Here is a 24417-nt window from a genome sequence, read left to right as displayed (position 1 = left end):
CGTGGGGTGCGGCCACGGTGGACGACGTGCTGCATGCGTTGACGGGAACGGGAGGGAGGCATCTGCTGGACGCATGTCCGACTCCGTCCCTTCCGCTTCCAGCGCCCGCCCGGTGGACGCCTCTGAACGGCTGCCGCTCCTGGACGTGCTGCGCGGCTTCGCGTTGTGGGGCGTCTTCGTGTCGAACAGCTTCGCGTGGTTCAGCGGCCGCGTGCTCATGCCGCGAGAGCAGGCCCAGGCGCTGGCGGCACCGCCTTTCGAGGCAGCCGTCGCGGCGCTCTACCACTTCTTCGTGAACCAGAAGTTCGTCACGCTGTTCGCCTTCCTCTTCGGGCTGGGGTTCTCCATCCAGCTGAAGCGAGCCGAGGGCCGTGGAGCCTCCGTCGTCCCGGTGTACTCGCGACGGCTGCTGGTGCTGCTGGGCATCGGCGTGGTGCACCTCACGGTGCTGTGGGCGGGAGACGTGCTCTCCACGTACGCGCTGCTGGGCTTCGCGCTGCTCCTCTTCCGGGACCGTTCGGACCGGACGCTCTGGATGTGGGTGGGCCTGTCGGTGGTGGTGGTCCCGCTGGTGGTGCCGGCGCTCCTGCACTTCGGTCCCATCCTGCTCCACGGCTCGCAGGCCGCGGCCGACGCCGCGAAGGCCACCGAAGCCATGGAGGCCCAGACACGCGGGCAGCTGCTGCTGGGCCTCAAGAGCGACTCGCTCTGGACGACGCAGGCCGCGAACGCGACCTTCCTCCAGTACATGCTGCCCACGCTCAAGCGGCTGCTGTGGATGATCTTCATCCTGGGCCGCTTCCTGCTGGGACTGCTGGCGGGCCGGCACCTGTTGCTCCAGGACGTGGAGCGCCACCGCGCCTGGCACCGGAAGCTGCTGGGCTGGGGGCTGGTGCTGGGCGTGCTGGGAAATGGCGCGGGGGTGGTGGTGCAGCACCTGCGCCTCGCGGGGCTGCTGGACCCGTCGAAGGCACACTGGATGTTCACCCTGTCCGCCATCCAGGAACTGGGCTACCTGGGTCTCGCCGCGTTCTACGTGGCCGCCTTCGCCCTGCTCTTCCAGAAGGAGCGCTGGCGCCGGTGGATGGGCGTGCTGGCGCCGGTGGGGCGCATGGCGCTGACCAACTACCTGATGCAGACGGTGGTGAGCCTCTGCCTCTATGACGGGTGGGGGCTGGGGCTCGTGGGCAAGCTGCCGCCGTCACAGTGTGTAGCGCTGACGATGGGGGTGTTCGCGCTCCAGATTCCGTTCAGCCGCGCATGGCTGTCGCACTTCCGCTTCGGTCCGGCCGAATGGCTGTGGCGCTCGCTCACCTACGGCCAGCGCCAGCCCATGCGGCTCGCGCTCAAGCCGTCGCCGGCCGGCGTCCCCGACGTCCGATGAAGAACCCCGCCGCGAGCGCGGCGACCGCGACCAGCGCCCCGAAGCCCATGGCGGCGTTCTTCACCTTGGTGAGCAGGGGGTTGTCGAACACGTTGGTGGAGTAGTGGAACGCGGCGATGAGCCACCGGTCGCCCTCCTTCACCAGCGTGCAGGTCCACCGCCCATTGACGGTCAGGTCCGTGCCGTCATTCAGGATGTAGTGGTCCAGCGACGAGCCATAGGCGACGCCCGAGTTGCCATACAGACGCGTAAGCGCATCCACATCGAACTTCGCCGTGACCTTCTTCACGACGCTGTTCGGGCCGCCCAGCATCTCCGCGTAGTACGCGCGGATGGCGTCCTTCCCCACGCGCACGTCGTTGTTCATGGTGGAGAACACGACGTCCGGATGCAGGTGCGACAGCAGCCGGTCCAGATCCTGCTTGTTGAGCGCGTCCTCCATGTCCTGCTTGATGGCGCGCAGCGCCTGATGCGTCGCCTCGTCGCCAGAGGCCACCGCCGCCGGAGCCACGGCATCCTGCGCCCCCGACACGACGGGGACCGCGACGAACAGCAACGCCAGGAGACCTACGAACCGGGTGCGCACCATCGAAGCTCCGTGAAGGAAGAGGACGGCGCGCATCCTAGACAGGGCGTCAGAAGCTCGTCGATAAACCCTGCATTCCTGAGTTCTCCGCGAGAACGCACGCCCCAAGGAATGCAGCAGTGGGACGCGACGGTGTGATTGAGCGGAAGGCAGGATGGAGCCACAGTCAAAGGCGCCCTGCCGGAGGCGCCTTCGCCCAACTGGTCCGACTGTCGGACCAGTTCGCCCCGCCTCCGGCCCGGGGGCGCACGGTCCTCATTGGCAAGGTGGACGGCGGCATCCGCGTCCATGTCAGACCCGTCTGGTTGGATGGGCGAAGGTGGGACGAGGAGGCGGACGGTGATGGTGCGGGTAGGTCTCGTGGCGTATGTGGAGGAGCAACTCGAGCGGGACATCGCGCTGGGGCGGCTGCCGAGGAACGGACGGCTGGCCTCAGAGAGGATGATGGCCCGCCGCTTTGGAGTGAGCCGAGGCACGGTGCGCGAGGCCTTGCGCCGGTTGGCGGCGCGGGGGCTGGTGGTGCAGCGCTCCGGGCGCCAGGCGCGAGCGGTGACGCTGGACGAGTCGCTGACGCTGGAGAACCTGGGCCTGGCGCTGCATGACGAGCGCTCCGAGGAATGCCGGCGGCTGCTGGAGGGCTTCTTCAGCCTCAAGCGGCAGGTGCTGGTGGAGCTCCTGGCGGACTGCTGCGCGACTGCCTCCGAGCGGGACGTGAGCCTGCTGGAAGACGCCTGCTACAGGCTCTCGGATGCGGCGCACTGGAACCCTGGGGCACGGTGCGCGCAGCTGGAATTCGAGTTACTGCGGCTGGCGGCCCAGGCGGCGTCACGTCCAGGGCACCTGCTCCTCATTCAGTCCCTGCAACGGGCCCTGAGAGGCAACGCGGCCCGGCTGCTGTCCTTCATGGGCGGCGAATCCCTGCGCCAGTGGGCCCTGTGCGCGATGCACGCCCTGAGCGAGCGCGACGCGCAGGCACTTCAGCACCAGCTGCCTGCGCTGATGAAGGCGTGCGACGAGCGCGTGCTCGACCAGTTTGCTCCCGCCACGCATGCGCATGCGCCCCCTGAGGACACTTCCACCTACGAGGGCATCCCCGCGGCGCTGCCGGCTCCAGCCGCCCCCAACGGGCCTGGACCGGGCGCGGCTTTGGAAGACCTGTCCGACTGTCGGGCAGGTTGGGACGGTTCGTCTCCAGAGGCCGGCATTCAGCCCGAGGCTCCACCCACCGACTTCTACGGACAACACCGTGGGGCGGTGAGCAAGGAGGAAGGACCGCTTCATGTCGCCCAGGGCTCCCACGTCCACCGGGACAGTGGGCCATGCGCATCTGGCCCCTCCATGCCCCACGCCCCAGAACCACCTGCTTCTGGAGGCATCCTGTCGCAGGATGGAACCTCCTTGCCTGGGACACCTGCCAGAACCCCTACTCACTCGTAGGAGGTATGGACAAAGACACTCCCCAGGATTGTTGTTCCCGGAGCCCGCCTTCGACGGGTTGCAGGGGGGGAACGACCGTGGACGCGAATCAATTGCTGGAGCTGGTCAAGCGCTATCAGGACTCCAAGAACTTCATCACCAACGAAGAGACCGCCAAGCTGGCCCTGGTGGTCCCCTTCATCCGGCTGCTTGGCTACGACCCCGGTCTCCCTCGCGAAGTGCGCCTCGAGTACGCGGCGGACTTCGTCCAGGGCGACGGCAAGAAGCTCCCGGACCGGATGGACTTCGCCATCTTCGACCAGACGGGACAGAAGCCCCTCATCGTCATCGAGACCAAACCCCTGGGCACGGACCTCAAGTCACGCGCCCAGCAACTGGCCCGTTACCTCTCCCAGCTCCCCGAACTCCACTTCGGCATCATCACGGATGGGTGCCACTACCTGTTCTTCGGGGACCTGGAGAACCCCAACGTCATGGACCCGGAGCCCTTCTTCACGTTCTCCCTGGAGGACACCAAGTCGGACTGGGCCAAGGTCGCGAAGTTCCTCTCCAAGTTCAGCCGAGAATCCTTCAACGCCACGACGCTCATCACCGACGCGGAGAACAGCCGCTACCGCCAGGGGATGATCGACAAGCTGTCCGCTGCCCTGAAATCCCCCGGCGAGCACGAGGGCTTCCTCAAGTGGCTCACCGAGGACATCTACAAGGGGAAGCGGACGACCGCCGTGATGGAAAGGCTCTCGGAGGTCGCGAAGGAGGCCATCGAGCCCACCCTCCTCCGCGTCATGGGCGATGACTTCCTCGACAAGCTCAAGGAGCGCATCCAGCGGCTGAACGAAGGCGTGGAGGCACCCACCGCCAAGGAGGGCCCCAACGCGGTGAAGGCCGACAGCGCCAAGGCCTTCGACCCGGAGCCCCGCGCCACCGGCGACGACAAGGGGCGCGCCACCGTGGAGCCCACCGAGGAGGAGCTGACCTTCTTCGGCGTCATCCGGGACATCTGCACCAAGAACGGCCACGCGGCGGAGGACGTCCTCTACCGGGACACCTCGAACTACTTCAACGTGTCCTTCAAGAAACCCACGAAGTGGTTCGTGCGGTTCTTCGGCAATGGCAAGCGCAAGTGCATCGCCACCTGGGTTCCCCTCGACGAGGCGAAGGCCCTCGCCGCGGGGTTCGAAGTCGAGGCGGCCCCCGCGGCCTTCGGCGTGAGCCGGGTCTACATCCAGACGATTCCGGAGGTGTGGGCACTCAAGGCGCTGGTGGCCCGGAGCCTGGAGCTGTCCCTCACCGCCAAGGAGGAGGCGCCCCCGGAGCCCGTGCTCAAGGTGGTTGCCAGCCAGTAGGACTCACACCGCCGGCAGCGGCTTCACCGTGAGCTGCTTCGACGCGAGGAACTCCGGGTTGAACACCTTGGAGGCGTAGCGGCTGCCGTGGTCGCACAGGAACGTGACGATGCGCAGGCCCTGTCCCTGGTGCTTGCGTGCCACCTCCCACGCGGCCCTCACGTTCAGGGCCGCGGAGGTGCCCACCACCAGCGCGTCCTCGCGCGCCAGGTGGTAGAGCATCTCCAGCATGTCCTGGTCCTCCAGGCGCATCGCCTCATCCACGCGCGCCTGCCGGAAGTTCTCCGTCAGCCGCATGATGCCAATGCCTTCCGTGATGGAGCTGCCCGCCGTCTCCATCTTCCCCGTGCGCACCTGGCAGTAGAGCCCCGACCCCGGCGGATCCACCAACACCACGCGCAGGGCCGGGTTCTTCTCCTTCAGGTAGCGGCTCGTCCCGGACAGCGTGCCGCCGCTGCCCACCGCCGCCACCAACACGTCCACCTTGCCTTCCGCCTGCTCCCAGATCTCCGGCCCCGTCGTCTCGTAGTGGAAGTCGCCGTTCGCCGTGTTCTCGAACTGGTTCATCCACGCCCAGCCGTTCGCCTCCGCCAGCACCCGCGCCTGGTGGAAGAAATGCGAGGGATTGGAGAACGGCACCGCCGGCACCCGCCGCACCTCCACGCCCATTGCCTCCAGGAGCTCGTACTTCTCGCGCGCCTGGTTGTCCGGCATCGTCACCACCACGCGGTAGCCCCGCTCGCGCCCCAGCAACCCCAGGCCGATGCCCGTGTTGCCCGCGGTGCCTTCGACAATCGTGCCGCCGGGCTTCAGCTGCCCCGTGGCCTCCGCGCGTTGAATCATGCCCTTCGCGGCCCGGTCCTTGATGCTGCCGCCCGGGTTCATGAACTCCGCCTTGGCGACGAGGTCGCAGCCCGTCTGGCGGCTGAGCGACCCAATGCGCAACAGCGGCGTGTTCCCCACCGCGTCCCAGAGCGAACCCATTCGTGGAGCCATGTCCGTCCTTCCCGAAGCGCTGCTCACAGCTTGCGCATCCGCACGCGGCGGACCTTGTGGTCGCTGCCCTTCACCAGGATGAGCCGCGCCCGTGAACGCGTGGGCGCGATGTTCTCCGCCAGGTTGGGCCCGTTGATCTCCGCCCACACCGACGCGGCCCGCGCGATGGCCTGCTCACGCGTGAGCTCCGAGAAGCGGCGGAAGAAGGACCGCTCGTCGCGGAACGCCGTCTCCCACAGGTGCAGGAAGCGCTCGACGTACCAGTGGCGGATGTCCGTCTCGTTCGCGTCCACGTAGATGGAGAAGTCGAAGAAGTCCGACAGGAACGTCTGCGGCAGCCGCCCGCCCTCCACCGGCCCCGTCTGCAGGACGTTGAGCCCCTCCAGGATGAGGATGTCCGGCTGCCGGATGGACTGCGCCTCCTCCGGCACGATGTCGTAGACGAGGTGCGAGTACACCGGCGCCGTCACCTCCTCGCGCCCCGCCTTCAGCTCCGCCAGGAAGCGCACCAGCGCGCGCCGGTCATAGCTCTCCGGAAAGCCCTTGCGGTTCATGATGCCCCGCTCGGCGAGCACCCGGTTGGGATGCAGGAACCCGTCCGTCGTCACCAGCGCCACGCGCGGATGATCCGGCCAGCGCGCCAGGAGCGCCTGGAGGATGCGCGACGTGGTGCTCTTGCCCACCGCCACGCTGCCCGCCACGGCGATGATGAACGGCACCTTGCGCACCGAGTGCCCCATGAACGCCTGCTGCGCCGCCCACAGCGACTGCGCCGACGCCACCTGCAGGTGCAGGAGGCGCGACAGCGGCAGGTAGACGTCCTCCACCTCGTGGATGTCCAGCCGGTCGCCCAGGCCCCGCAGCCGCTCCACCTCCTCCGCCGTCAGCGTCATCGGCGTGGAGTCCCGGAGCTCGCGCCACGCGTCGCGGTCCAGGTCGACGTACATCGATGCGGCGCGGGGTCTTGTCACGGACATGGCGCCCAGCATGAACCAGACCTCCCCGGCTCCGGCAAGTGAAGGTGACAACGGGTCTTCCCTGCGATCCTTGACAGCAGGACTTTCCCACTCTCAACGTGCCCGCCTGCTTCCCGGTCGCGCCCTCCCGGCACGGGGCACTCCCGCCCCTGGCCCCCGTTCCCCCCAAGAGGCCTCCGCGTGTCCGCCCTCGGCGCCGCCACGGGCCTGCTGCTCGCTTCGCCTCAGGCACGGGCCCAGGCCCCGGAGCCTCCGAAGGCCTCGGAGCCTGCGGTCGTCCAGGCGTCGGAGGAGGGCTTCACGCTGTCGTCCGCGGACAAGGCCTTCGTGCTCAAGCTGCGCGGGCAGCGCCAGGGCGACGGGCGCTTCTTCCTGGAGGACCCGGAGCGCACCGGCACCAACACGTTCATCGTGCGGCGCATGCGCCCCATCCTGGACGGGACGCGCTTCGGCTTCGTCGACTTCCGCTTCATGCCGGACTTCGGCGTCGGGCAATCCATCATCCAGGACGCGGGCATCGACTTCCGTCCGGGGGAATGGGGCCGCCTGCGCACGGGCCGGTTCAAGACGCCGTTCGGGCTGGAGCTGCTCCAGTCGGACATGGACAACCCCTTCATCGAGCGCTCGCTCACGGTGGACCTGGTCCCCAACCGCGACGAGGGCCTGGAGCTGCACGGCGAGGGCGAAGGCGGCCGGTGGCAGTACTCGCTGGCGGTGGTGAATGGCGACCCCGACGGCGCCAGCACCGACGCCACCACCGACGCCAACTTCGACCTGGCCGCGCGCGTCTTCGCCCTGCCCTTCAAGGGGCGCGCGCCGTCCTTCCTCCTGAAGCCCGGCCCCGCGGCCGGAGAAGGCCGCCGGTGACGCCCGGTGTCACCCGGCTTCGTCCTGGTGCGTCTTGAAGCGCGCGCGTCAGGTGCACGACGCTCCCGCTGCCCGCGACGAGGGGCCCTTGCCCGGGGGCCCTCCCGCGGACGCCCGCCGAAGAGGACGCATGCCCGCGAACGAGTACCCGCAGCGCCCGACGCCTGTCCGCTCACCGTCCCTGTCGAAGGGGCTCACGCGCGCCGCGCTGCTCGCCCTCCTGGGCCTGGGCGCGCCCGTGGCCGCGCAGCAGCCCCAGCCGCCCATCACGGAGGACGTGCCGCCCCCGGTGCAGCCGTCCCTGCCCGAGCGCCGCGTCTACTTCACCACGCTCAACGTCGTCCGCTACAACCCGCTGGGGCTCGAGTCGCAGAACCGGCTCGTCTACCAGAAGCGCCTCTTCGACAGCCCTTCCCTGCTGCTGCGCGACACGTACGCGAGCGCCGGCGCGAGCCTCAAGCTGAGCCCCGCGTTCTTCAAGCTGGGCCCCGTGGTGGAGCTGCAACCGGTGGCGATGTTCAACCTCCGCGCCGGCTACGAGTACGTCCAGTTCTTCGGCACCTTCGGCAGCGTCCAGTCGTACCCGGACTCCTTCCAGCCCTACGACGACGACCTGCGCAGCGCGACCAACGACGCGGCCTACGGCACCTCCGGACACCACTTCTTCGTGGAGCCCATGCTCCAGGCGAAGGTGAAGTCGGTGGCGCTGCGCACGAAGCTGGCCATCGAGTACTGGAACGTGTCGCTGCGCGACGGCGGGGAGCGCGGCACGTTCTACGACCCGACGCTGGACACGCTGGTGCCCGGCAAGGGCTGGGTGCTCGCCAACGACACGGACCTGCTCTGGCTGGCCGGACAGTGGACCCTGGGCGCCCGGCTCTCCGCGGTGTGGCCCCGCTACAACGAAGACACCGCCGCGGTGGAGCCGCTGCCCGGGCGCACCCTGCCCACCAATGCGCACGTCCGCGTGGGCCCCATCGTCGCGTATGCCTTTGACACGAAGCCGGGCGGCCTCATGAGCAAGCCCACCGTGCTGCTCATCGCCGGCTGGTACCTCCAACACGAGAACCGCGTGAACGCCATGCCCTACCTGCTGGGCGGCTTCTCCTTCAGCACGGAGCTGCTGTCCGGCCACTGACGACTGTTCAAACGTCAAACCCACGCTGCCCTCCAGGGCAGTGTCCCAAACCCCGGGTCATTCCTAACTCGCACTGTCTGTCTTTGGGGACACAGCGGGGTGCACATGGGAATGACATGCAGGTGGATGGGCGAGCGGCTTCTCTGGAGCGTCGTGGTGGCGGTGGCGCTCGGTGGGTGCGAGCCCGTGGAGGCGCCCGAGTCCGCCCCGCGCTCACAGGAGACGGAGCTCGCGGGGGGTGACTTCGTCTGGACGAAGCACCTGGGCTCCTCCGGTTCGGACCAGGCCCGTGCGGTGGCCTTCGACCGCGACGGCAACATTCTCGCGCTGTTCAACTATCAAGGCAGCGTGGACCTGGGCGCGGGCCCGGTCGGCTCGGGCAATTCCAATCAGTTTGGGCTCGCGGTGGCGAAGTACACGCCGGCCGGCGCGCTCTTGTGGACCCGGACCTTCGAGGGCGTACTCCAGCCCGGCCAGCAGACCACCGTCGCCGCGCAGGGGCTCACGGTGGACCGCGAGCGCAACGTCATCATCTCAGGGGATGCGTACCAGCCCGTCGACCTGGGCGAGGGCGTAAAGCCGGCGGGCGCCTTCCTCCTGAAGCTGAGCAAGACGGGGCAGTTCCGGTGGGCCCGGCATTTCACGGGCAGGGTCTTCCCCACGGACGTGGTCACCGACTCGCAGGACGCCATCGCGCTGACGGGCAGTGCCTGGCTCACGGTGGACTTTGGCCTGGGGCCCAATTCCTCGATGGTGACGGACGTGCAGACGGCCTTCCTCACGAAGTTCAACGCCGCCGGCACGCCGCAGTGGACCGTGCGCGAGCAGTGGAACCTGAGCGGCGGCAGCAGCGTCGCTGTGGATGAAATGGATGCCTTCTACTTCGCGGGCATCCAGTACCCCGACCCGCAAGTCTGGAAGGTGGCCCCCACGGGCACGGTGGCCTGGACGCGGGCGTTGGTGGGTGCGAGCGGCGGCGCGCTCGGCGTGGCGGTGCACGGCAACCGCGTGGTGGCGGGCGGCCAACTCAACGACGCCTTCACGTTCGCGGGTCAAGACTTCCCGGGTCCCGGCTCGGGCAAGAACGCGGGCTTCCTCGTCGCGTGGACCCGGGCCGGCGAGGAGCGCTGGGCGCACAGCTACCCGCAGCCCGTGGGCGCGGTGGCCATGGCCGAGGACGACAGCGTGGTGGTGGGCGGAGCCTCCACCGCGGTGGATTCGTCCGCTGGCTACACGCTCTTCACCGCGAGGCTGGAGCGCCTCCAGGGACAGCAGCAGTGGCGGCGCACGTACTCCTCGACGGGCCGCCCGTACTTCACGGACGTGGCGGTGAACAAGCAGGGCGGGTTCGTGGGGGCGGGGACCTTCTCCGGCACCCTGAACCTGGGCACCACGGCTTACGTCTCGCGCGGGTTCGACGATGGCTTCCTGTTCAAGGGGCTGACGGGCCCCTGAGCCTCACCCGAAGCCCTGGGCGCGCAGCACCGCGCCCAGCGGCACGGAGCCCGCGCGGTACGCGTCGAACCACCGCGCGGCCTCCTCCGGCGTCGGCTGCGTCCACCGCCAGCCGCCGCGTCCCGCGCCCGTCTCGCAGCGGATCAACGACGTGCGCAGCTGCTCCGCGCTGGCGAACGTCAGGTGTTCGAACACGAGCGGGCTCTGGCTGGTGACGAAGGCCTGCCGTTCGCCCACGTCGTGCACGCACGCGCGCACCAGGTCCGGATGCAGCCCGTCCGCCAGCTCGTCCGCGATGACGAAGGCCTCGTGCACGTCCAGGTAGTAGAGGAAGGACAACAGCCTCTTCTGGCCATGGCCCAGCTGCTCCTGCGTCACCGGCGTGCCGTCCGCGCGCACGAACGCGAAGCGGAAGCCGCTGAAGCCCAGCCGCCCGCCCTGGGACAGCGGCGTCGTCTCCGTCACGTCCACGGACAGCGTGCCCGACGCGAAGCCCGCCAGCGTCACGAAGCGCGCGAGGAAGCTCCGGGGCATGGCGTCGTGGCGCAGGAGCAGCGCCGGAGGCACGGGCTCGTGCTCCACCTGCTCGCGCAGCCAGCCGGGCATCCAGGTGGGCAGCGCCATGAGGCCCAGCGGAAACAGCTCTTCTCCGCGCTGCTCCATCGCGTAGCGGATGGCGCCGATGCGCTCGAACATGCCCAGGGATTCGTCGAAGCGCGGCGGCGCCAGCAGGAACGTCTCCCGCAGCAGGTCCTTCAGCCGGTCCTTCACGCCGCGCTCCAGGTACTGCGCGGCCATGAAGAGCAGCGTCCACACGGAGCGATCCAACACAGACCAGTGCATGCGCTTGGAGAAGCCGGCCGCGCCCGCCACCTCGCACGCGAAGCCCGTGGCGCTCGCGCGCATGACGAGCCGCGCGTCCTCCGCCGCGTCCCACCGCACCGTCGCCACGATGGAGGGCATCAGCCCGTGCGCCAGCGCTCCGGGCGGCAGCGCCAGCGCGGCCCCCGGGCCTGCCTTTTCAGGTCCACCCTCCCCCGCCGTGGCGGGCAGCGCCGCGGGGGGTTCGTTGCGCACGGCCACGTCCACCGTCAGCGCGTCGAAGCGCAGCGCGTAGTCCAGCGCGAACGGCTCACGCAGGAGCCCGGAGAAGTCCGAGCACAGCACCGCGGACACCAGCTCCAGCAGCGTCGTGCGGCCGCTGCCCGTCGCGCCCACCACCACGTTGAGCGCGGGGCCGAACGTCAGCACCGTGTCCGGCGCGAGCCCGCGGTAGTGGTGCACATGCAGGCGGGTCAGCTTCATGGCGTCCGGCCCTCCCCGGGGACCGCCCTCAGCGTAGGCCCTTGGCCAGCTGATGCGCGAGCCGGTGCAGGAGCTCCGTGTTCTCCGCCTCCGCCGCCTGCAGCTTGGGCAGCTGCGCCTTCAGCGCCTCCACGTCCTTGCCCCGGGTGACCAGGTCCTCCGCCCCCAGTTCCAGCCAGCGCCCCAGCTCCCGCGCCGTCAGCTCCAGGTGGAACTGGAAGCCGTAGGACTTGCCCAGCCGGAACGCCTGCTGCGTGTAGCGGTCCGTGGACGCGAGCAGCGTCGCGCCGGGCACCGGCGTGTACGTGTCCCCGTGCCAGTGCGCCACCGCCGTGCGCGGCTTCACGCCCGCCACCACCGGGTCCTTCAGCGCGTCCTGCGTCCAGCGCACCGGCCCCACGCCCACCTCGAAGCCGTTCTTGCCCGGAGACACCGTCGCCCCCGCCGCCGCCGCCAGCAATTGCGCACCCAGGCACACGCCCACGCACGCGCGGTCGTTCGCCAGCCGCTCCCCCAGGAGCGCCAGCTCCTCGTTGAGGAACGGATGGGCGTCCGCCTCGTACACGCCCATGGGTCCGCCCATCACCACCACCAGCGGCGCGTCCACGTCCTCGCGCTTCACCGTCCGGAAGCGCCGCACCAGCGTGAACCCCGCCGCCTCCAGCGCCGGCCCCAGCAGGCCCGGCCCCTCGTGCTCCTCGTGCTCGAACACCACCGCGCGCATCGTCCGCCACCCCTTCGCCGTGTCTTCGTTGGTGCCAGTTGCCGCGTGAAGACTAACGCTGCCGGCCACGGTCGGCCGCGACCCGGCGTGAACCCGAATAGTCGGTAGGCATTTATTTCACAGTATTTCATGCCATCATCAGTGGGCCCGGTTTCTCCTATAAGCATGCGGACCCGGGCATTCCCCCTTGGGTGTTCCGTCGCGTCGTTTCCGAAAGGAAGTTCCTCGTGAGCAAGAGCCTTCGCGGTTTCAAGTGGCTGATGGGCACGGTGGTCGGCGTCTCCCTGCTGAGTGGTTGCGGCGCTCCTCCGGCGGAGGGCGAGTCCACCCCGGCCGGGGCCACGGAGCAGGCCCAGGGCGCCCTGACGGCGCAGGTGTCCGTGGGCAAGGCCTCCATGGCCGCCAGCGAGCGCGTGACGGTGGAGGTGACGCTGACCAACACCTCTTCCTCGCCGGTCAGCCTCTACAAGTGGGACGCGCCGGGCGAGGGCCTCAACGAGGGCCGCCTGTCGGTGTCGCGTGACGGCCAGGCCGTGGAGTACACCGGCGCGCACTTCAAGCGCGTGCTGGGCCGCTCCGAGGACCTCATCACCCTGGCCCCCGGCCAGAGCATCTCCGGTCCGGTCGTCGTGTCGGACGCGTATGACCTGTCCGTCTCCGGCACCTACACCATCCGCTACGAGCTGGAGCAGCGTGAGGGCGTGACGGCGCTGTCCTCCAACGCGGTCAGCCTCTTCATCGAGGGCCGCCGCAACACCCGCGACGAGGCCGAGGCGATGCGCCAGGTGACGGCGCAGGGTCTGTCCTACTCCGGCGCGTGCACCAGCTCCGAGCAGAGCGCCATCGCCACCGCGTTCAGCAGCGCGCAGACCTACTCCAACAACTCGTACAGCTACCTGAGCGGTACGCCGTCCGCGACCACGCGCTACACCACGTGGTTCGGCACGTACTCCAGCACCAACTGGAACACCATCAAGACGCACTTCAACAGCATCAAGAACGCGTTTGCGTCCGCCTCCGTCGTCGTGGACTGCAGCTGCAACGAGAGCGGCACCTACGCGTACGTGTACCCGTCCTCGCCGTACAAGATCTACGTGTGCGGCGCCTTCTGGAACGCCCCCAACACGGGCACGGACTCGCGCGCGGGCACGCTGGTCCACGAGATGAGCCACTTCACCGTCGTGGCCGGCACGGACGACTGGGCCTACGGCCAGACGGCCGCCAAGAACCTGGCCAGGTCCAACCCCACGCGCGCGCGTGACAACGCGGACAGCCACGAATACTTCGCGGAGAACACCCCCGCGCTGCCGTAAGGTGACGCTGGGCCGTTGACCGGGGGCGCGGGCCACATGGGCTCGCGCCCCTTTTCTATTCGCCACACGAACACAAGGAGCATCACGTGATGGGGCTGGGACGAAGGAACCTCGCATGGCTCGCGGTGCTGTCCGCCGCCGCCGGTGTCACCGCCTGTACGCCGAAGCCCGCGGAGCCGCCCGCGCAACAGCAGGCCCCCGTCGCCGCGACGCCGCCTCCCGCCGCCACGCCCCCGCCCGCCGCCGAGCCCGCTCCGGAGCCCTCCGCCATGACGACCCCCAGGCTGGAGTGCGCCCTGAGCGCCCCCTCGAAGGTCAAGGTCGGCGAGCCCGTGGAGGTCCTCTTCAAGCTCACCAACCGCGCCGACACGCCCGCCTGGGTCCTCAAGTGGCAGACGCCGCTGGAGGGCATCCTGGGCACCGTGTTCCACGTCACCCGCGATGGTGAGGAGGTGCAGTACCAGGGCCCCATGGTGAAGCGCGCCGCCCCGTCCGCGGACAGCTACACGGCCATCGCGCCGGGCGCGACGGTGGAGAACACCGTGGAGGTGACGCAGGCGTATGACTTCAAGAAGCCGGGCACCTACCGCATCACCTTCGGCGACCCGCTGATGGACGTGGCCACGCGCAAGGAGGACGTCCCCCGGCCGGGCGGCGACTACAAGTCCACCCCGGTGACGTGCGCCCCGGTGGACGTGACGGTCGCCGCGCGCTGAAGCGGCGCGCACGGAGGAAGGGGCCCTCCTGGATTTCCCCGGAACGGCAGGGGGCGGACAGGCACGGTCCCCCTCCTCAGGCGGGCCCGGGCGCGATACACCTGGGCCCACCATGGCGGACACCTCCTCGATGAACATTCCGACGGTCGACCTGCTGGACCTCGCGTCGGGTGAACCGGCTCGCCTCGAGCGCGCCGCGGCGGCCCTTCGCGAGGCCTTTGGCGTCTTCGGTCTCGTGTTCGTGAAGAACCACGGCGTGGACGCGCCGGCGCTGGAGCGCTTCTACGACGCGTTCTCCGCCTTCGTGGCCCGTCCGGACGCGGAGAAGCGCCCCCTGGGCCGCGCGGACTTCTGGTACCAGCGCGGCTGGACGCCTCCCAACACGGAGGTCGCCGTCGCGAGCAACGGGCAGCCGGACTTCAAGGAGTGCTACTTCGCGGCGCCCACCCCCACGGACCCGCAGTCCGCCATGGAGTTCCCGGAGCTGTACCCGGAGAACATCTGGCCGGACGACGCGCCGCCCTTCTTCCAGGAGGGCCTGCTCACCCTGGGCCGCGCGCTGCACGAGGCCGGCCTCAAGCTCTTGCGCGGCGCCGCCCTGGCGCTGAACCTGCCAGAGGACACCTTCACCGCCGCGTGCGACAAGGCGCCCCACGTCACGCGCGCGCTCCAGTACCTGCCGCTGGGCCCCACCCAGGTGAACACCGGCATCCTCTGGGGCGAGGAGCACACCGACTTCAACCTGCTGACGCTCCTGCCCGGCGGCCGGTTCCTGGACCCGGAGGGCCGCCCCGCCGCGAAGCCGGATGACAAGAGCGGCCTGTACCTGCGCACGCGCGCGACGCCGGACGCGCCGCAGGGCCAGCTGGTGCGCGGCACCGCGCCCGCGGGCTGCATCGTGGCGCAGGTGGGCCAGCAGCTGGAAATCCTGACGGGCGGCACGTTCCTCGCCACGCCGCACGTCATCACCGCGCCGGGCGTGCCGGGGTGGCAGCGCCAGTCCGCCGCGCACTTCATGCACGTGCACACCAGCCAGGTGCTCTTCCCGCTGCCCGGCTTCCGCACGCCGGAGGCGGTGGCCAACTACGCGCCGCCGGTGCTCGCGGGCACGTACGACATCAAGACGCTGGTGGACATCGGCCTCGCGCCGCCCGCCGCGCTCGACAAGCTGGGCTACCGCCACTACGACCGGCTCAACCGGATGCGCGCGACCTCATAAGCCGCGCGGGGGCCCCAGCGCCCCTTGTGGCTGGCGGCGGGGGACGGGCTGCGTTACAGCGCAGCCACTTCCATGGCCACCCCTTCCGTCCTCGCCACGTCCATCTTCCGTTTCCGCGACTTCCGGCTGTACCAGATCGCCCGCCTGTGCGCGGTGCTCGCGGCGCAGATCGAGTCGGTGGCCATCGGCTGGCAGGTGTACGAGCTCACCGGGAGCGCGCTCGCGCTGGGCTACACGGGCCTGGCCCAGTTCGTCCCCTTCCTCCTCTTCAGCCTGCTGGGCGGACAGGTGGCGGACCGCTTCGACCGCCGCCGCATCCTGGCCATCTGCCAGGGCGTGATGCTGGTGTGCAGCCTGCTGCTCCTGGTCTTCACGCTGGGCCACATCACGGACGTGCGGTTCGTCTACGGCGTGCTGGTGCTGTTCGGCACCGCGAGGGCCTTCTACGCGCCCGCGGGCTCCGCGCTCACGCCCTACCTGGTGCCGCCGGAGGAGCTGACGCGCGCGGTGGCGGTGAACTCCATCACGTGGCAGGTGGCCACCATCACCGGCCCCGCCCTGGGCGGCCTGCTCTACGGGTGGCTGGGCGGCAAGGGCGTCTACATCACGTCCGCGTCGCTGTGCGCGCTCACGATTGTCTGGATCCTCTCGCTCAAGGTGCGCACCGGCAGCGCGTCGCGCGAGCCCATCTCCCTGAAGACGCTCGTCGCGGGCCTGCGCTTCGTGCGCCAGAAGCGGATGCTGCTGGGCAGCCTCACCCTGGACCTCTTCGCGGTGCTGCTGGGCGGCGCGGTGGCGCTGCTGCCCATCTACGCGCGCGACGTGCTGCACACCGGCCCGTGGGGCCTGGGCCTCTTGCGCAGCGCTCCGGCCGCGGGCGCCGCGGTGGTGGCGGTGCTGCTCGCGTTCCGGCCGCTGGGCGGCCACGCCGGGTGGAAGATGTTCGCCGCGGTGGCGGTGTTCGGCGCGGCCACGCTGGTGTTCGGCCTGAGCAGGTCCCTGCCCCTGTCGCTCGCGGCGCTCGCCATTGGCGGGGCGGCGGACATGGTGAGCGTGGTGGTGCGCCACACCCTGGAGCTGGTCTCCACGCCGGACGACATGCGCGGCCGCGTGGGCGCGGTGAACATGATGTGCATCGGCGCCTCCAACGAGCTGGGCGAGTTCCGCGCGGGCTCGCTCGCGGAGGCCCTGGGCGCCGTGCACGCGGTGGTCATTGGCGCCGTGGGCACGTTGGTCGTCGTGGGCCTCTGGGCCTGGCTCTTCCCGGAGCTGCGCAACGTGGACCGGCTGGAGTCCGCCGCGCACCGCCCGCCCGCCCCCGAACAGGACCCCACCGAGGCCGCGCCCTCCGTCTGAGGCCTCGCGGGCGCCCGGTGAAAACCAACGCGTCCGAAGGGTTGAACCCCGGGTGAGGGGGCTGTTGCCTGGGCGGCCACCGGTGGACGGGCCTTGTAGCCAGGACGGTCACAGCTGGGGCCCGCCGACCCCCACCTTCCGAGGAGGGTCGCCGCTGGTATGGTCCATGCTTGGACCCAAGTGCCATGGCGTACTACTTCCATGTGGTGGCACTCTGCGTAGGGGCCTCATTCTGCCTCGTGTTGGGCCGGGCCCTCTTCGAAGAGGTTGAGCCGCCCCCCGCCCCGGCCCCCGCCAACGCCCGGGCGGACTCCAGCCCGCCCCGCGTCGTCCGGGCGGACGCCGGCCACCCGCGCAAGTAGGGCCCCACGCGAGGGCGCCCCCGCGCGATGATGCGCGCCTTTCCGTGAGCGCGACCGGCTCCTTCCTCCTCCTGCTGCTCTTCTGGGCGGTGCTCCTCGTGGGGGTGCTGTCCATCGTCGTGTCCACCCTGCGCACGGGCGCGCCGCCCATGCCCAGCTCGCCCCGGGTGCGGCGGGCGCTGCTGGCCATGCTCCCGGCGGACACGCGGGGCACCGTGCTGGACCTGGGCTCGGGGTGGGGGGACGTGGCCTTCGCCCTGGCGGACCACTGCCCCCAGGCGCGCATCGTCGCGTACGAGCTGTCCTGGCTGCCCTGGTGCTTCAGCCGGCTGCGCCAGCGCCTCTTCCCGCGCGGAAACCTCACGCTGGTACGCGGGGACTTCTTCGCCGCGTCCTTCCAGGACGCAACCTGCGTCGTCTGCTACCTGTCCCCGGGCATCATGACGCGCCTGGCGCCCCGCTTCGCCGCCGAGCTTCCGGAAGGGGCTCGCATCCTCAGTCACACCTTCGGACTCCGGGGGTGGAACCCGGTGCGGTTCGTGAGGCTCCAGGACCTGTACCGCACGCCCGTCTACCTCTACGAAGTGCCGCCCCGCGCGCCGCCCGGTGAGTAGAGTCCCCTGCCGTCCACCCCTTCTCCGAAGAGACCGCCCGCGATGAGTGACTTCCAGTTCCAGGACATGCTGCCGCTTGGCAAGGACGAGACGCCCTACCGCCTGCTCACGAAGGAGGGCGTCTCCACGTTCGAGGCCGGCGGGCGCAGCTTCCTCCAGGTGGAGCCGGAGGCGCTCACGCTGCTCACCCGCGAGGCCATGCGGGACATCTCCCACCTCTTGCGCCCGGGCCACCTCCAGCAGCTCTCCAACATCCTCAAGGACCCGGAGGCGTCGTCCAACGACAAGTTCGTGGCGGTGGAGCTGCTCAAGAACGCGAACATCGCCGCGGGCGGCGTGCTCCCCTCCTGCCAGGACACCGGCACCGCCATCGTGATGGGCAAGAAGGGCCAGTACGTCCTCACCCGTGGCGGTGATGAAGCGGCCATCTCCCGGGGCGTGTTCGACACGTACCTCACGTCCAACCTGCGCTACTCGCAGATGGCGCCGCTGGACATGTACAAGGAGGTCAACACGGGCAACAACCTGCCCGCGCAGATCGAGCTCTACGCGACCGACGGCGACGCCTACAAGTTCCTCTTCATGGCCAAGGGCGGCGGCTCCGCGAACAAGAGCTACCTCTTCCAGGAGACGAAGGCCGTCCTCAACCCGCAGAGCCTGCTCGCGTTCCTGGAGCAGAAGATCCGCTCGCTGGGCACCGCCGCGTGCCCGCCGTACCACCTGGCCATCGTGGTGGGTGGCACGTCCGCGGAGTTCGCGCTGAAGACGGCGAAGTACGCCTCCGCGCGCTACCTGGACACCCTGCCCACGTCCGGCAACGCGCTGGGCCGGGGCTTCCGCGACGTGGAGCTGGAGCAGGAGGTGCTCAAGCTCACGCAGCGCACCGGCATTGGCGCGCAGTTCGGCGGCAAGTACTTCTGCCACGACGTGCGCGTCATCCGCCTGCCGCGCCACGGCGCGTCCTGCCCGGTGGCCATCGCCGTGTCCTGCTCCGCGGACCGGCAGGCGCTGGGGAAGATCACCCGCGACGGCGTCTTCCTGGAGGCGCTGGAGACGGACCCGGCGAAGTACCTGCCGGAGACGGCGGAGTCGGACCTGTCCGGTGACGTGGTGAAGCTGGACCTGAACCGCCCCATGAGCGACCTGCGCGCGGAGCTGTCGCGCTACCCCATCAAGACGCGCCTGTCGCTGTCGGGCTCGCTGGTGGTGGCGCGCGACATCGCGCACGCGAAGATCAAGGAGCGTCTGGACCGGGGCGAGGGCATGCCCCAGTACCTCAAGGACCACATGGTCTACTACGCGGGCCCGGCGAAGACGCCGGAGGGCTACGCGTCCGGCTCCTTCGGCCCCACCACCGCGGGCCGCATGGACGCGTACGTGGATCAGTTCCAGGCGGAGGGCGGCAGCTTCGTGATGCTCGCCAAGGGCAACCGCTCCCCGGCCGTCACGGAGGCGTGCAAGAAGCACGGCGGCTTCTACCTGGGCTCCATCGGCGGCCCGGCGGCGCGGCTCGCGCAGGACTGCATCAAGAAGGTGGAGGTGCTGGAGTACGCCGAGCTGGGCATGGAGGCCGTGTGGAAGATTGACGTGGTCGACTTCCCGGCCTTCATCGTCGTGGACGACAAGGGCAACGACTTCTTCGCGAACATCAACAAGCCGTCCGCGAAGAAGTAGTCCGCAAGGCCCTGCCTTCCGGCGCGCGCGTCAGTCGAACTCGAGCGCGCGCTGGAAGTCCGCCGGGTTGGAGGCCGCGCTCTGCGCCGTCTCCAGCGTGATGTCCCCGTTGCGGTACAGCTGCGTCAGGTGCTGGTCGAAGGACTGCATGCCGAACATGTCGCGGCCCTTCTCGATGACGTCCTTCAGCTCCGCGGCGCGGTCGTCCCGGATGTACTGCTCCACCGTCTTCGTCTGCACCATGATCTCCAGCGCCACCGTGCGGCCCTTGCCGGTGGCGCGCGGCAGCAGGCGCTGGGACACGGTCGCCTTGAGCGAGTCCGCCAGGCGCATGCGCACCATGGTCTGCTCCTCCGCCGGGAACACCGACACCAGGCGGTTGATGGTGCGCGACGCGTCCGTGGTGTGCACCGTGGACAGCACCAGGTGGCCCGTCTCCGAAGCCTTCAGCGCGATGTCGATGGTCTCCGTGTCGCGCATCTCGCCCACCAGGATGACGTCCGGATCCTGACGCAGCGCGGCCCGCAGCGCGATGGCGAAGTTCTGCGTGTCCGGGCCAATCTCGCGCTGGGAGATGGAGGACTTCACGTTCTTGTAGATGAACTCGATGGGGTCCTCGATGGTGAGGATGTGCAGGCTCTCCGTGTGGTTGATGTGGTTGATCATCGACGCCAGCGTGGAGCTCTTGCCGGACCCCGTCGCCCCCGTCACCAGCACCAGCCCGCGCTCGTTGCCCGCGATGGTCTTCAGCACCTGCGGCAGCCCCAGCCCGTCGATGCTGGGAATCTCATCCGGGATGATGCGCAGGATGCACGCCAGCGAGCCGCGCTGCCGGTAGATGTTCACCCGGAAACGCGCCACGCCCGGAAGGCTGTAGGACGAGTCGCACTCCTGCACGCTGTCCACCTGCGCCTTCATCATCGGATCATTCATCACGTGCAGCGCCACCTGCTTCGTGTGATCCGCTTGGAGCTTTTCCATCTTCAGCGGCCGCAGCACGCCGTTCACCCGGTAGATGGGCGGATCACCCGGGCGGAAGTGGATGTCCGAAGCCCCGTTCTGGACGCCGACGGTGAGCAACTTGTTCAAGGTGTTCAGGTCCAGGGAATCCCTCTCACGTCACGCATGGAGCGGAGGATTCTAGGAGAAGGCCACCCAGTCCCTCCATGGTTGCAGTGTGGGAAGCATTTCCCCAGCCTCACTGTATGAAGTTTTCCCGCAAATCAAGGAAGGCGAGTACCCCAGGGGATGAAGGAACTGTCCTCGACTGCTCACCAGTGGCCGTCTTCCTGCCCAGGCGGCCCGGATGCCCTGCCCGGAATCCATGGCGAACATCCGGGCATGAACGCACGAACCGAGCAGGCCCCCCACTACGAAGAGCTGTCTTCCGCTGACTACGCCGCCCTGGAGGTGTGGGATCCCACCCAGGTGGTGATTACGCCGCGCATGGCGGCCCGGCTGTGGTTGCAGACCAGCCTGCGGCTGACCCGGGCGCAGAAGGAGCTGCACGACGCCATCTTCGCCAACGACGCCAGTGAAGAGGCGAAGGACCGCTACGCGGAAGCCCGCGCGGAGCTGGACTCCGCCGAGGCGTGGGCCCTGCACGTGGCCCGCAACATCCCGCGTCACCGGTAGTCAGACGCTCCACTCCCCCCGGACGTGGCACACGGGTGGCGGCGGGCGGCGGCAGGCCGGGCAGGACGCGCCCGGCTTCCCTCCTCCCGTCGTCACCCGTTGTCGTTGGAGGTGGCTGGCGCACAGGACGGGTCGTCCTTGCGCGGGGCCGCGGCGGGCTCGGTGCCCAGCAGCTGGCACAGCCCCGTCTGGAGCTTGTCCAGCAGGCGCGACAGCTCCTCGAGCTCCGGCGGCGCCAGGTACGTGCGCGCCTGGGCGTCCACCCACTCCGCGGCGCGCTCCAGCGCCTGGCACTCCTTGCGCCCCGCGTCGGTGATCTCCAGGCGCACGCAGCGACGGTTCTCCCCCGCGCGGCGCGCCACCAGCCCATCCTCTTCCAGGCGGTCCACCAGCCGGCTCACGGCGGGCGCGTCCACGAGCAGCCGCTCCGCGATGGCGGCCTGACTGTGGATGCCGTGCGCGCCGATGTACTTCAGCACGAGCAGTTGCATCAGCGGCCGGTCCGTTTGCTCTCCCACTTTCTGGGTGAGCAGCCGGACCACTGCGCGTCGCGTCGATGCCACTTGCTCGGCGAGGGTCATGGGCGTAAGAGATGATTGCATTCAACAACGGTTGTCAATTACATCTTGACCGCGCGCAGAGATCCCGGGGTGGGTACCACCACTCGCTCCTGCCGGAAAGACCTGCCGCTCCAGAGTATGGCCACCCCCAGCGCCCTCCTCGTCCTCCTCCTCGCCGCAGCGCCGCAGGCCCCGTCTCCCACCCCCTCCGCCGCCCCGGCGCCCCGGCAACAGCCGGCCACGCCTGAGGCCGGCGCCTCCACCGCGGCCCCCGTCCCCTTCCAGCCGAAGGTGGATGACCCGATGCTCGCGCCCGTCCCTCCCGCGCCGGAGCAGGTGAAGACGTGGGACGAGGCCCTCACCCGGGTGCGCCAGCAGTCCACGGACCTGCGCAGCGCGGAAGCCGGCGTGACGCGGGCGCAGGGCCGGTGGCGCCAGTCGCTGGGGCTGCTGCTGCCCAACGCGCGGGCCACGGCGGGCGTGGGCGTGGACGTGCTCCACCCGGATGTCCCGTCCGCCGCGGGCGGCGGCTTCGTGGGCGGCTCCAACACCGGCACCGGGACCAAGGCCCCCAGCGCCCCCCTGGGCACGCTGTCCGCCACCCTCACCCAGTCCATCATCGACGTCAGCGCGTGGCGGGGCCTGGCTTCCGCGAAGGCGTCGGAGAGCGCCTCGGTGGCCAACCTCCAGGACGTGCAGCGCCGCCTCACCCAGGGGCTGGCGCAGGTGCTGGTGGCCACGGTGGCCGCCGAGCGCGCCGCGGAGATCAACCGCGTGGGCCTGCGTCAGGCCCTGGAGCGTCAGGCCCTCACCCAGCGCTCGTTTGAACTGGGCGCCGGCACGCAGCTGGACGTGGTGCGGGTGGGCCAGGACGTGGCGGTGGCCCGGCAGTCGCTGGTGGCCGGGGACGAACAGCTCCGGCGGACGCGCGAGTCGCTGGGCCTGTCCCTGGGCGAGGACCACGGCGTGGGCGTCAACCCGGCCTTCAACCTCGCGGGGCTGGTGGACCAGACGCGCCGGGACTGCGCGCCCCTGCAGGACGTGAGCGCGCGGCCGGACCTGGTGGCCCAGCGCTCCAACGTGGACGCGGCCCGGGAGAGCCGGCGCCAGGCGTCCGCCGGCTACCTGCCTACCCTGGGACTGAGCAGCACGCTCGTGGGCTTCACCACCGACCCCGGCTTTGGCCGCTTCGCCACCTGGAACGTGTCCGCGGTGCTGTCCGTCCCCCTGTGGGAGGGCGGTCAGCGCGGCGGGCTCGTGCGCGAGCGCGAAGGCATCGAGCAGCAGGCGGCCCAGTCGCTGGAGGCCACCCGCCGCAACGTGGGCGTGGAAATTTCCCGCGCGCGGCGTGGAGTGGAAGTGGCCGAAGCATTGTTGAAGACCGCCGCCGAGTCCCTGGAGCTCGCGGACCGGACGGACCGGCTCACGCGCCGGGCCTTCGAGGTGGGTCGAGGTAGCAGCTTGGAGCTGGTGCAGAGCGGAGCCGCCCTTCGCCAGGCCCAGCTCGCGTTGGTTTTGAGGGAATTCGAGCTCGTCCAGGCCCGCCTGGACGCGTTCCTGACGGAGGCCCGGTGCGACTGGTGACGAGGGTACGCCCCCTGAAGGCGCTGATGACGAGGACGGTGTTGGGCGCGGCGCTGGTGGCTGGCGTGGCCGGGTGCTCGGGCAAGCCGGAGGCGAAGGCCGCTCCGCCGCCGCGCGAGGTGCAGGTGGTGGCGCTGGCGCCGCACGAGGTGCGGGACACCGGGGAGTACCTGGGCTCGCTGCTGTCGCGGCAGAGCGTGACGGTGCTGCCGCAGGTGAACGGCTACGTGCGCAAGATTCTGGTGAAGCCGGGCCAGAAGGTGGAGGCCGGCGCGCCGCTGATTGAGGTGGACGCGCGCGAGGAGACCGCGGCGCTGGACAGCGCGCAGGCCCAGCAGAGCTCCACCACGGTGGAGCTGGAGCTGGCCCGGCGCACCCTGGCGCGCACGGAGTCCCTCAACCGCGAGGGCCTGGCGAGCGTGCAGGAGCTGGAGCGCGCCCAGGCGGCGGTGAAGGCGGCGGAGGCGGCGTCGCGCGCGGCGGGCGCGACGGTGGCCCAGCGCCAGGTGCAGCTGCAGTTCCACGTGGTGCGCGCGCCGTTCGCGGGCACCATGGGCGACGTGCTGGTGCGCGTGGGTGACTTCGTGAGCGCCACCACGACGCTCACGACGGTGGCCCAGGCGGACGCGCTGGAGGTCAGCGTGTCGGTGCCGGCGTTCCGCGCGCGGTCGCTCAAGCCGGACACCCAGCTGGAGCTGTTGGATCAGCAGGGCAAGGTCATCCTCTCCAGCACCGTCTTCTACGTGGCGCCGCAGGCGGACCCTCGCACGCAGCTGGTGGAGGTGAAGGCCGCCTTCCGCAACACCGTGGGCCTGCGCCCCAGTGAGCTCTTGCGGGCGCGGCTGGTGTACGCCACGCGGGACGCGCTCCAGATTCCGGCGCTCGCGGTGGTGCGCCAGAGCGGCCAGCCCTTCGCCATGGTGGTGGAGAAGAAGGACGGCAAGACGCTGGTGGAGCGCCGCCCGGTGGCCCTGGGCGCGCTGGGCGACATGTCCTACGTCGTCGAGGGGGGCCTGAAGCAGGGCGACCTCGTCGCGGTGTCGTCGCTGCACATGCTGCGCGACGGCATGCCCGTCATCCCCAAGCAGGTCACCGTGAACACCGACGAGTCCTCCCAGCTGCCGCGCACAGCCTCCGGTGGTGGCGGCACCACCGGCGGCAGCCGCTAG

At 70.0% G+C, this 24417-nt stretch carries 22 protein-coding genes; 15 read left to right on the top strand and 7 right to left on the bottom strand.

Annotation, left to right across the window (positions count from 1 at the left end):
- Positions 1–73 precede the first annotated feature (73 nt).
- The gene (locus tag NR792_RS00800; RefSeq protein ID WP_375758164.1) at positions 74–1384 is read left to right on the top strand and encodes a DUF418 domain-containing protein; all 1311 of its coding nucleotides are present in this window, start codon (positions 74–76) and stop codon (positions 1382–1384) included.
- Here the strand turns inward: NR792_RS00800 and NR792_RS00795 are convergent.
- Positions 1347–1973: an SgcJ/EcaC family oxidoreductase gene (locus tag NR792_RS00795; protein WP_375758163.1), complete on the bottom strand. Its 627-nt coding sequence runs from the start codon at positions 1971–1973 to the stop codon at positions 1347–1349. The two genes, NR792_RS00800 and NR792_RS00795, sit on opposite strands and share 38 nt — an antisense overlap.
- 339 nt (positions 1974–2312) lie before the next feature.
- On the opposite strand from NR792_RS00795, the gene NR792_RS00790 reads away from it, so the two are divergent.
- Both NR792_RS00790 and NR792_RS00785 read left to right on the top strand, forming a co-directional pair.
- Positions 2313–3407, top strand: a complete 1095-nt coding sequence (locus NR792_RS00790; RefSeq protein WP_375758162.1) for a FadR/GntR family transcriptional regulator — start codon at positions 2313–2315, stop codon at positions 3405–3407.
- A 77-nt stretch (positions 3408–3484) separates the two neighbouring features.
- Entirely contained in the window at positions 3485–4753 is a 1269-nt protein-coding gene (locus tag NR792_RS00785) for a type I restriction enzyme HsdR N-terminal domain-containing protein (protein ID WP_375758161.1), read from the top strand.
- Positions 4754–4756: 3 nt separating this feature from the next.
- Here NR792_RS00785 and NR792_RS00780 read toward each other — a convergent pair whose 3' ends face one another.
- Both NR792_RS00780 and coaA read right to left on the bottom strand, forming a co-directional pair.
- Positions 4757–5749, bottom strand: a complete 993-nt coding sequence (locus tag NR792_RS00780) for a cysteine synthase A (RefSeq protein WP_375758160.1) — start codon at positions 5747–5749, stop codon at positions 4757–4759.
- Between the two features lie 23 nt (positions 5750–5772).
- Positions 5773–6726 (bottom strand): type I pantothenate kinase, encoded by a 954-nt coding sequence (gene coaA, locus NR792_RS00775; RefSeq protein WP_375758159.1) that lies wholly within the window; start codon positions 6724–6726, stop codon positions 5773–5775.
- A gap of 180 nt (positions 6727–6906) precedes the next feature.
- Between coaA and NR792_RS00770 the strand changes: the two genes are divergently transcribed.
- The 3 genes from NR792_RS00770 (at position 6907) to NR792_RS00760 (ending at position 10186) form a co-directional block, all read left to right on the top strand.
- The gene (locus NR792_RS00770) at positions 6907–7593 is read left to right on the top strand and encodes a porin (protein WP_375758158.1); all 687 of its coding nucleotides are present in this window, start codon (positions 6907–6909) and stop codon (positions 7591–7593) included.
- Between the two features lie 130 nt (positions 7594–7723).
- Complete coding sequence (locus tag NR792_RS00765; RefSeq protein ID WP_375758157.1) at positions 7724–8731, top strand: hypothetical protein; 1008 nt, start codon at positions 7724–7726, stop codon at positions 8729–8731.
- A gap of 126 nt (positions 8732–8857) precedes the next feature.
- Positions 8858–10186 carry a hypothetical protein gene (locus NR792_RS00760; protein WP_375758156.1) on the top strand — a complete coding sequence of 443 codons (1329 nt, stop codon included), beginning with the start codon at positions 8858–8860 and terminating at the stop codon, positions 10184–10186.
- A 3-nt stretch (positions 10187–10189) separates the two neighbouring features.
- Here NR792_RS00760 and NR792_RS00755 read toward each other — a convergent pair whose 3' ends face one another.
- Positions 10190–11491 (bottom strand): ATP-binding protein, encoded by a 1302-nt coding sequence (locus NR792_RS00755; protein ID WP_375758155.1) that lies wholly within the window; start codon positions 11489–11491, stop codon positions 10190–10192.
- A gap of 28 nt (positions 11492–11519) precedes the next feature.
- Positions 11520–12215 carry a glutamine amidotransferase gene (locus NR792_RS00750; RefSeq protein ID WP_375758154.1) on the bottom strand — a complete coding sequence of 232 codons (696 nt, stop codon included), beginning with the start codon at positions 12213–12215 and terminating at the stop codon, positions 11520–11522.
- A gap of 227 nt (positions 12216–12442) precedes the next feature.
- Between NR792_RS00750 and NR792_RS00745 the strand changes: the two genes are divergently transcribed.
- The 6 genes from NR792_RS00745 to NR792_RS00720 all read left to right on the top strand — a co-directional run bounded on the left by NR792_RS00745 (position 12443) and on the right by NR792_RS00720 (position 19469).
- A complete protein-coding gene (locus NR792_RS00745; protein ID WP_375758153.1) occupies positions 12443–13528 on the top strand; it encodes a M35 family metallo-endopeptidase in 1086 nt (361 codons plus the stop codon).
- A gap of 89 nt (positions 13529–13617) precedes the next feature.
- Entirely contained in the window at positions 13618–14244 is a 627-nt protein-coding gene (locus NR792_RS00740) for a protease (RefSeq protein ID WP_375758152.1), read from the top strand.
- A gap of 112 nt (positions 14245–14356) precedes the next feature.
- Positions 14357–15463 (top strand): isopenicillin N synthase family dioxygenase, encoded by a 1107-nt coding sequence (locus tag NR792_RS00735; RefSeq protein WP_375758151.1) that lies wholly within the window; start codon positions 14357–14359, stop codon positions 15461–15463.
- Positions 15464–15535: 72 nt separating this feature from the next.
- Positions 15536–16819, top strand: a complete 1284-nt coding sequence (locus NR792_RS00730) for an MFS transporter (RefSeq protein ID WP_375758150.1) — start codon at positions 15536–15538, stop codon at positions 16817–16819.
- A 406-nt stretch (positions 16820–17225) separates the two neighbouring features.
- Complete coding sequence (locus NR792_RS00725; protein ID WP_375758149.1) at positions 17226–17795, top strand: class I SAM-dependent methyltransferase; 570 nt, start codon at positions 17226–17228, stop codon at positions 17793–17795.
- Positions 17796–17837: 42 nt separating this feature from the next.
- Positions 17838–19469: a fumarate hydratase gene (locus tag NR792_RS00720; protein WP_375758148.1), complete on the top strand. Its 1632-nt coding sequence runs from the start codon at positions 17838–17840 to the stop codon at positions 19467–19469.
- A 30-nt stretch (positions 19470–19499) separates the two neighbouring features.
- On the opposite strand, the gene NR792_RS00715 is transcribed toward NR792_RS00720, so the two are convergent.
- Positions 19500–20558 carry a type IV pilus twitching motility protein PilT gene (locus NR792_RS00715; protein ID WP_375758147.1) on the bottom strand — a complete coding sequence of 353 codons (1059 nt, stop codon included), beginning with the start codon at positions 20556–20558 and terminating at the stop codon, positions 19500–19502.
- Between the two features lie 252 nt (positions 20559–20810).
- On the opposite strand from NR792_RS00715, the gene NR792_RS00710 reads away from it, so the two are divergent.
- On the top strand, positions 20811–21104 hold the full coding sequence (locus tag NR792_RS00710) for a FruA-associating protein, FapA (RefSeq protein ID WP_338269909.1): 294 nt from the start codon (positions 20811–20813) through the stop codon (positions 21102–21104).
- A 92-nt stretch (positions 21105–21196) separates the two neighbouring features.
- Here NR792_RS00710 and NR792_RS00705 read toward each other — a convergent pair whose 3' ends face one another.
- Positions 21197–21595 carry a MarR family winged helix-turn-helix transcriptional regulator gene (locus NR792_RS00705; RefSeq protein WP_375758146.1) on the bottom strand — a complete coding sequence of 133 codons (399 nt, stop codon included), beginning with the start codon at positions 21593–21595 and terminating at the stop codon, positions 21197–21199.
- Between the two features lie 207 nt (positions 21596–21802).
- On the opposite strand from NR792_RS00705, the gene NR792_RS00700 reads away from it, so the two are divergent.
- Together NR792_RS00700 and NR792_RS00695 are read left to right on the top strand one after the other, a co-directional pair.
- The gene (locus NR792_RS00700; RefSeq protein ID WP_375758145.1) at positions 21803–23248 is read left to right on the top strand and encodes a TolC family protein; all 1446 of its coding nucleotides are present in this window, start codon (positions 21803–21805) and stop codon (positions 23246–23248) included.
- Between the two features lie 26 nt (positions 23249–23274).
- Positions 23275–24417 carry an efflux RND transporter periplasmic adaptor subunit gene (locus NR792_RS00695; protein ID WP_375758144.1) on the top strand — a complete coding sequence of 381 codons (1143 nt, stop codon included), beginning with the start codon at positions 23275–23277 and terminating at the stop codon, positions 24415–24417.

Origin of the sequence: Corallococcus exercitus (assembly GCF_042231735.1) — a bacterium.
Classification (GTDB): domain Bacteria; phylum Myxococcota; class Myxococcia; order Myxococcales; family Myxococcaceae; genus Corallococcus; species Corallococcus exercitus_B.
The sequence above is the reverse complement of the archived record's forward strand: the minus strand, read 5'-3'. Positions and strand labels throughout refer to the sequence as shown.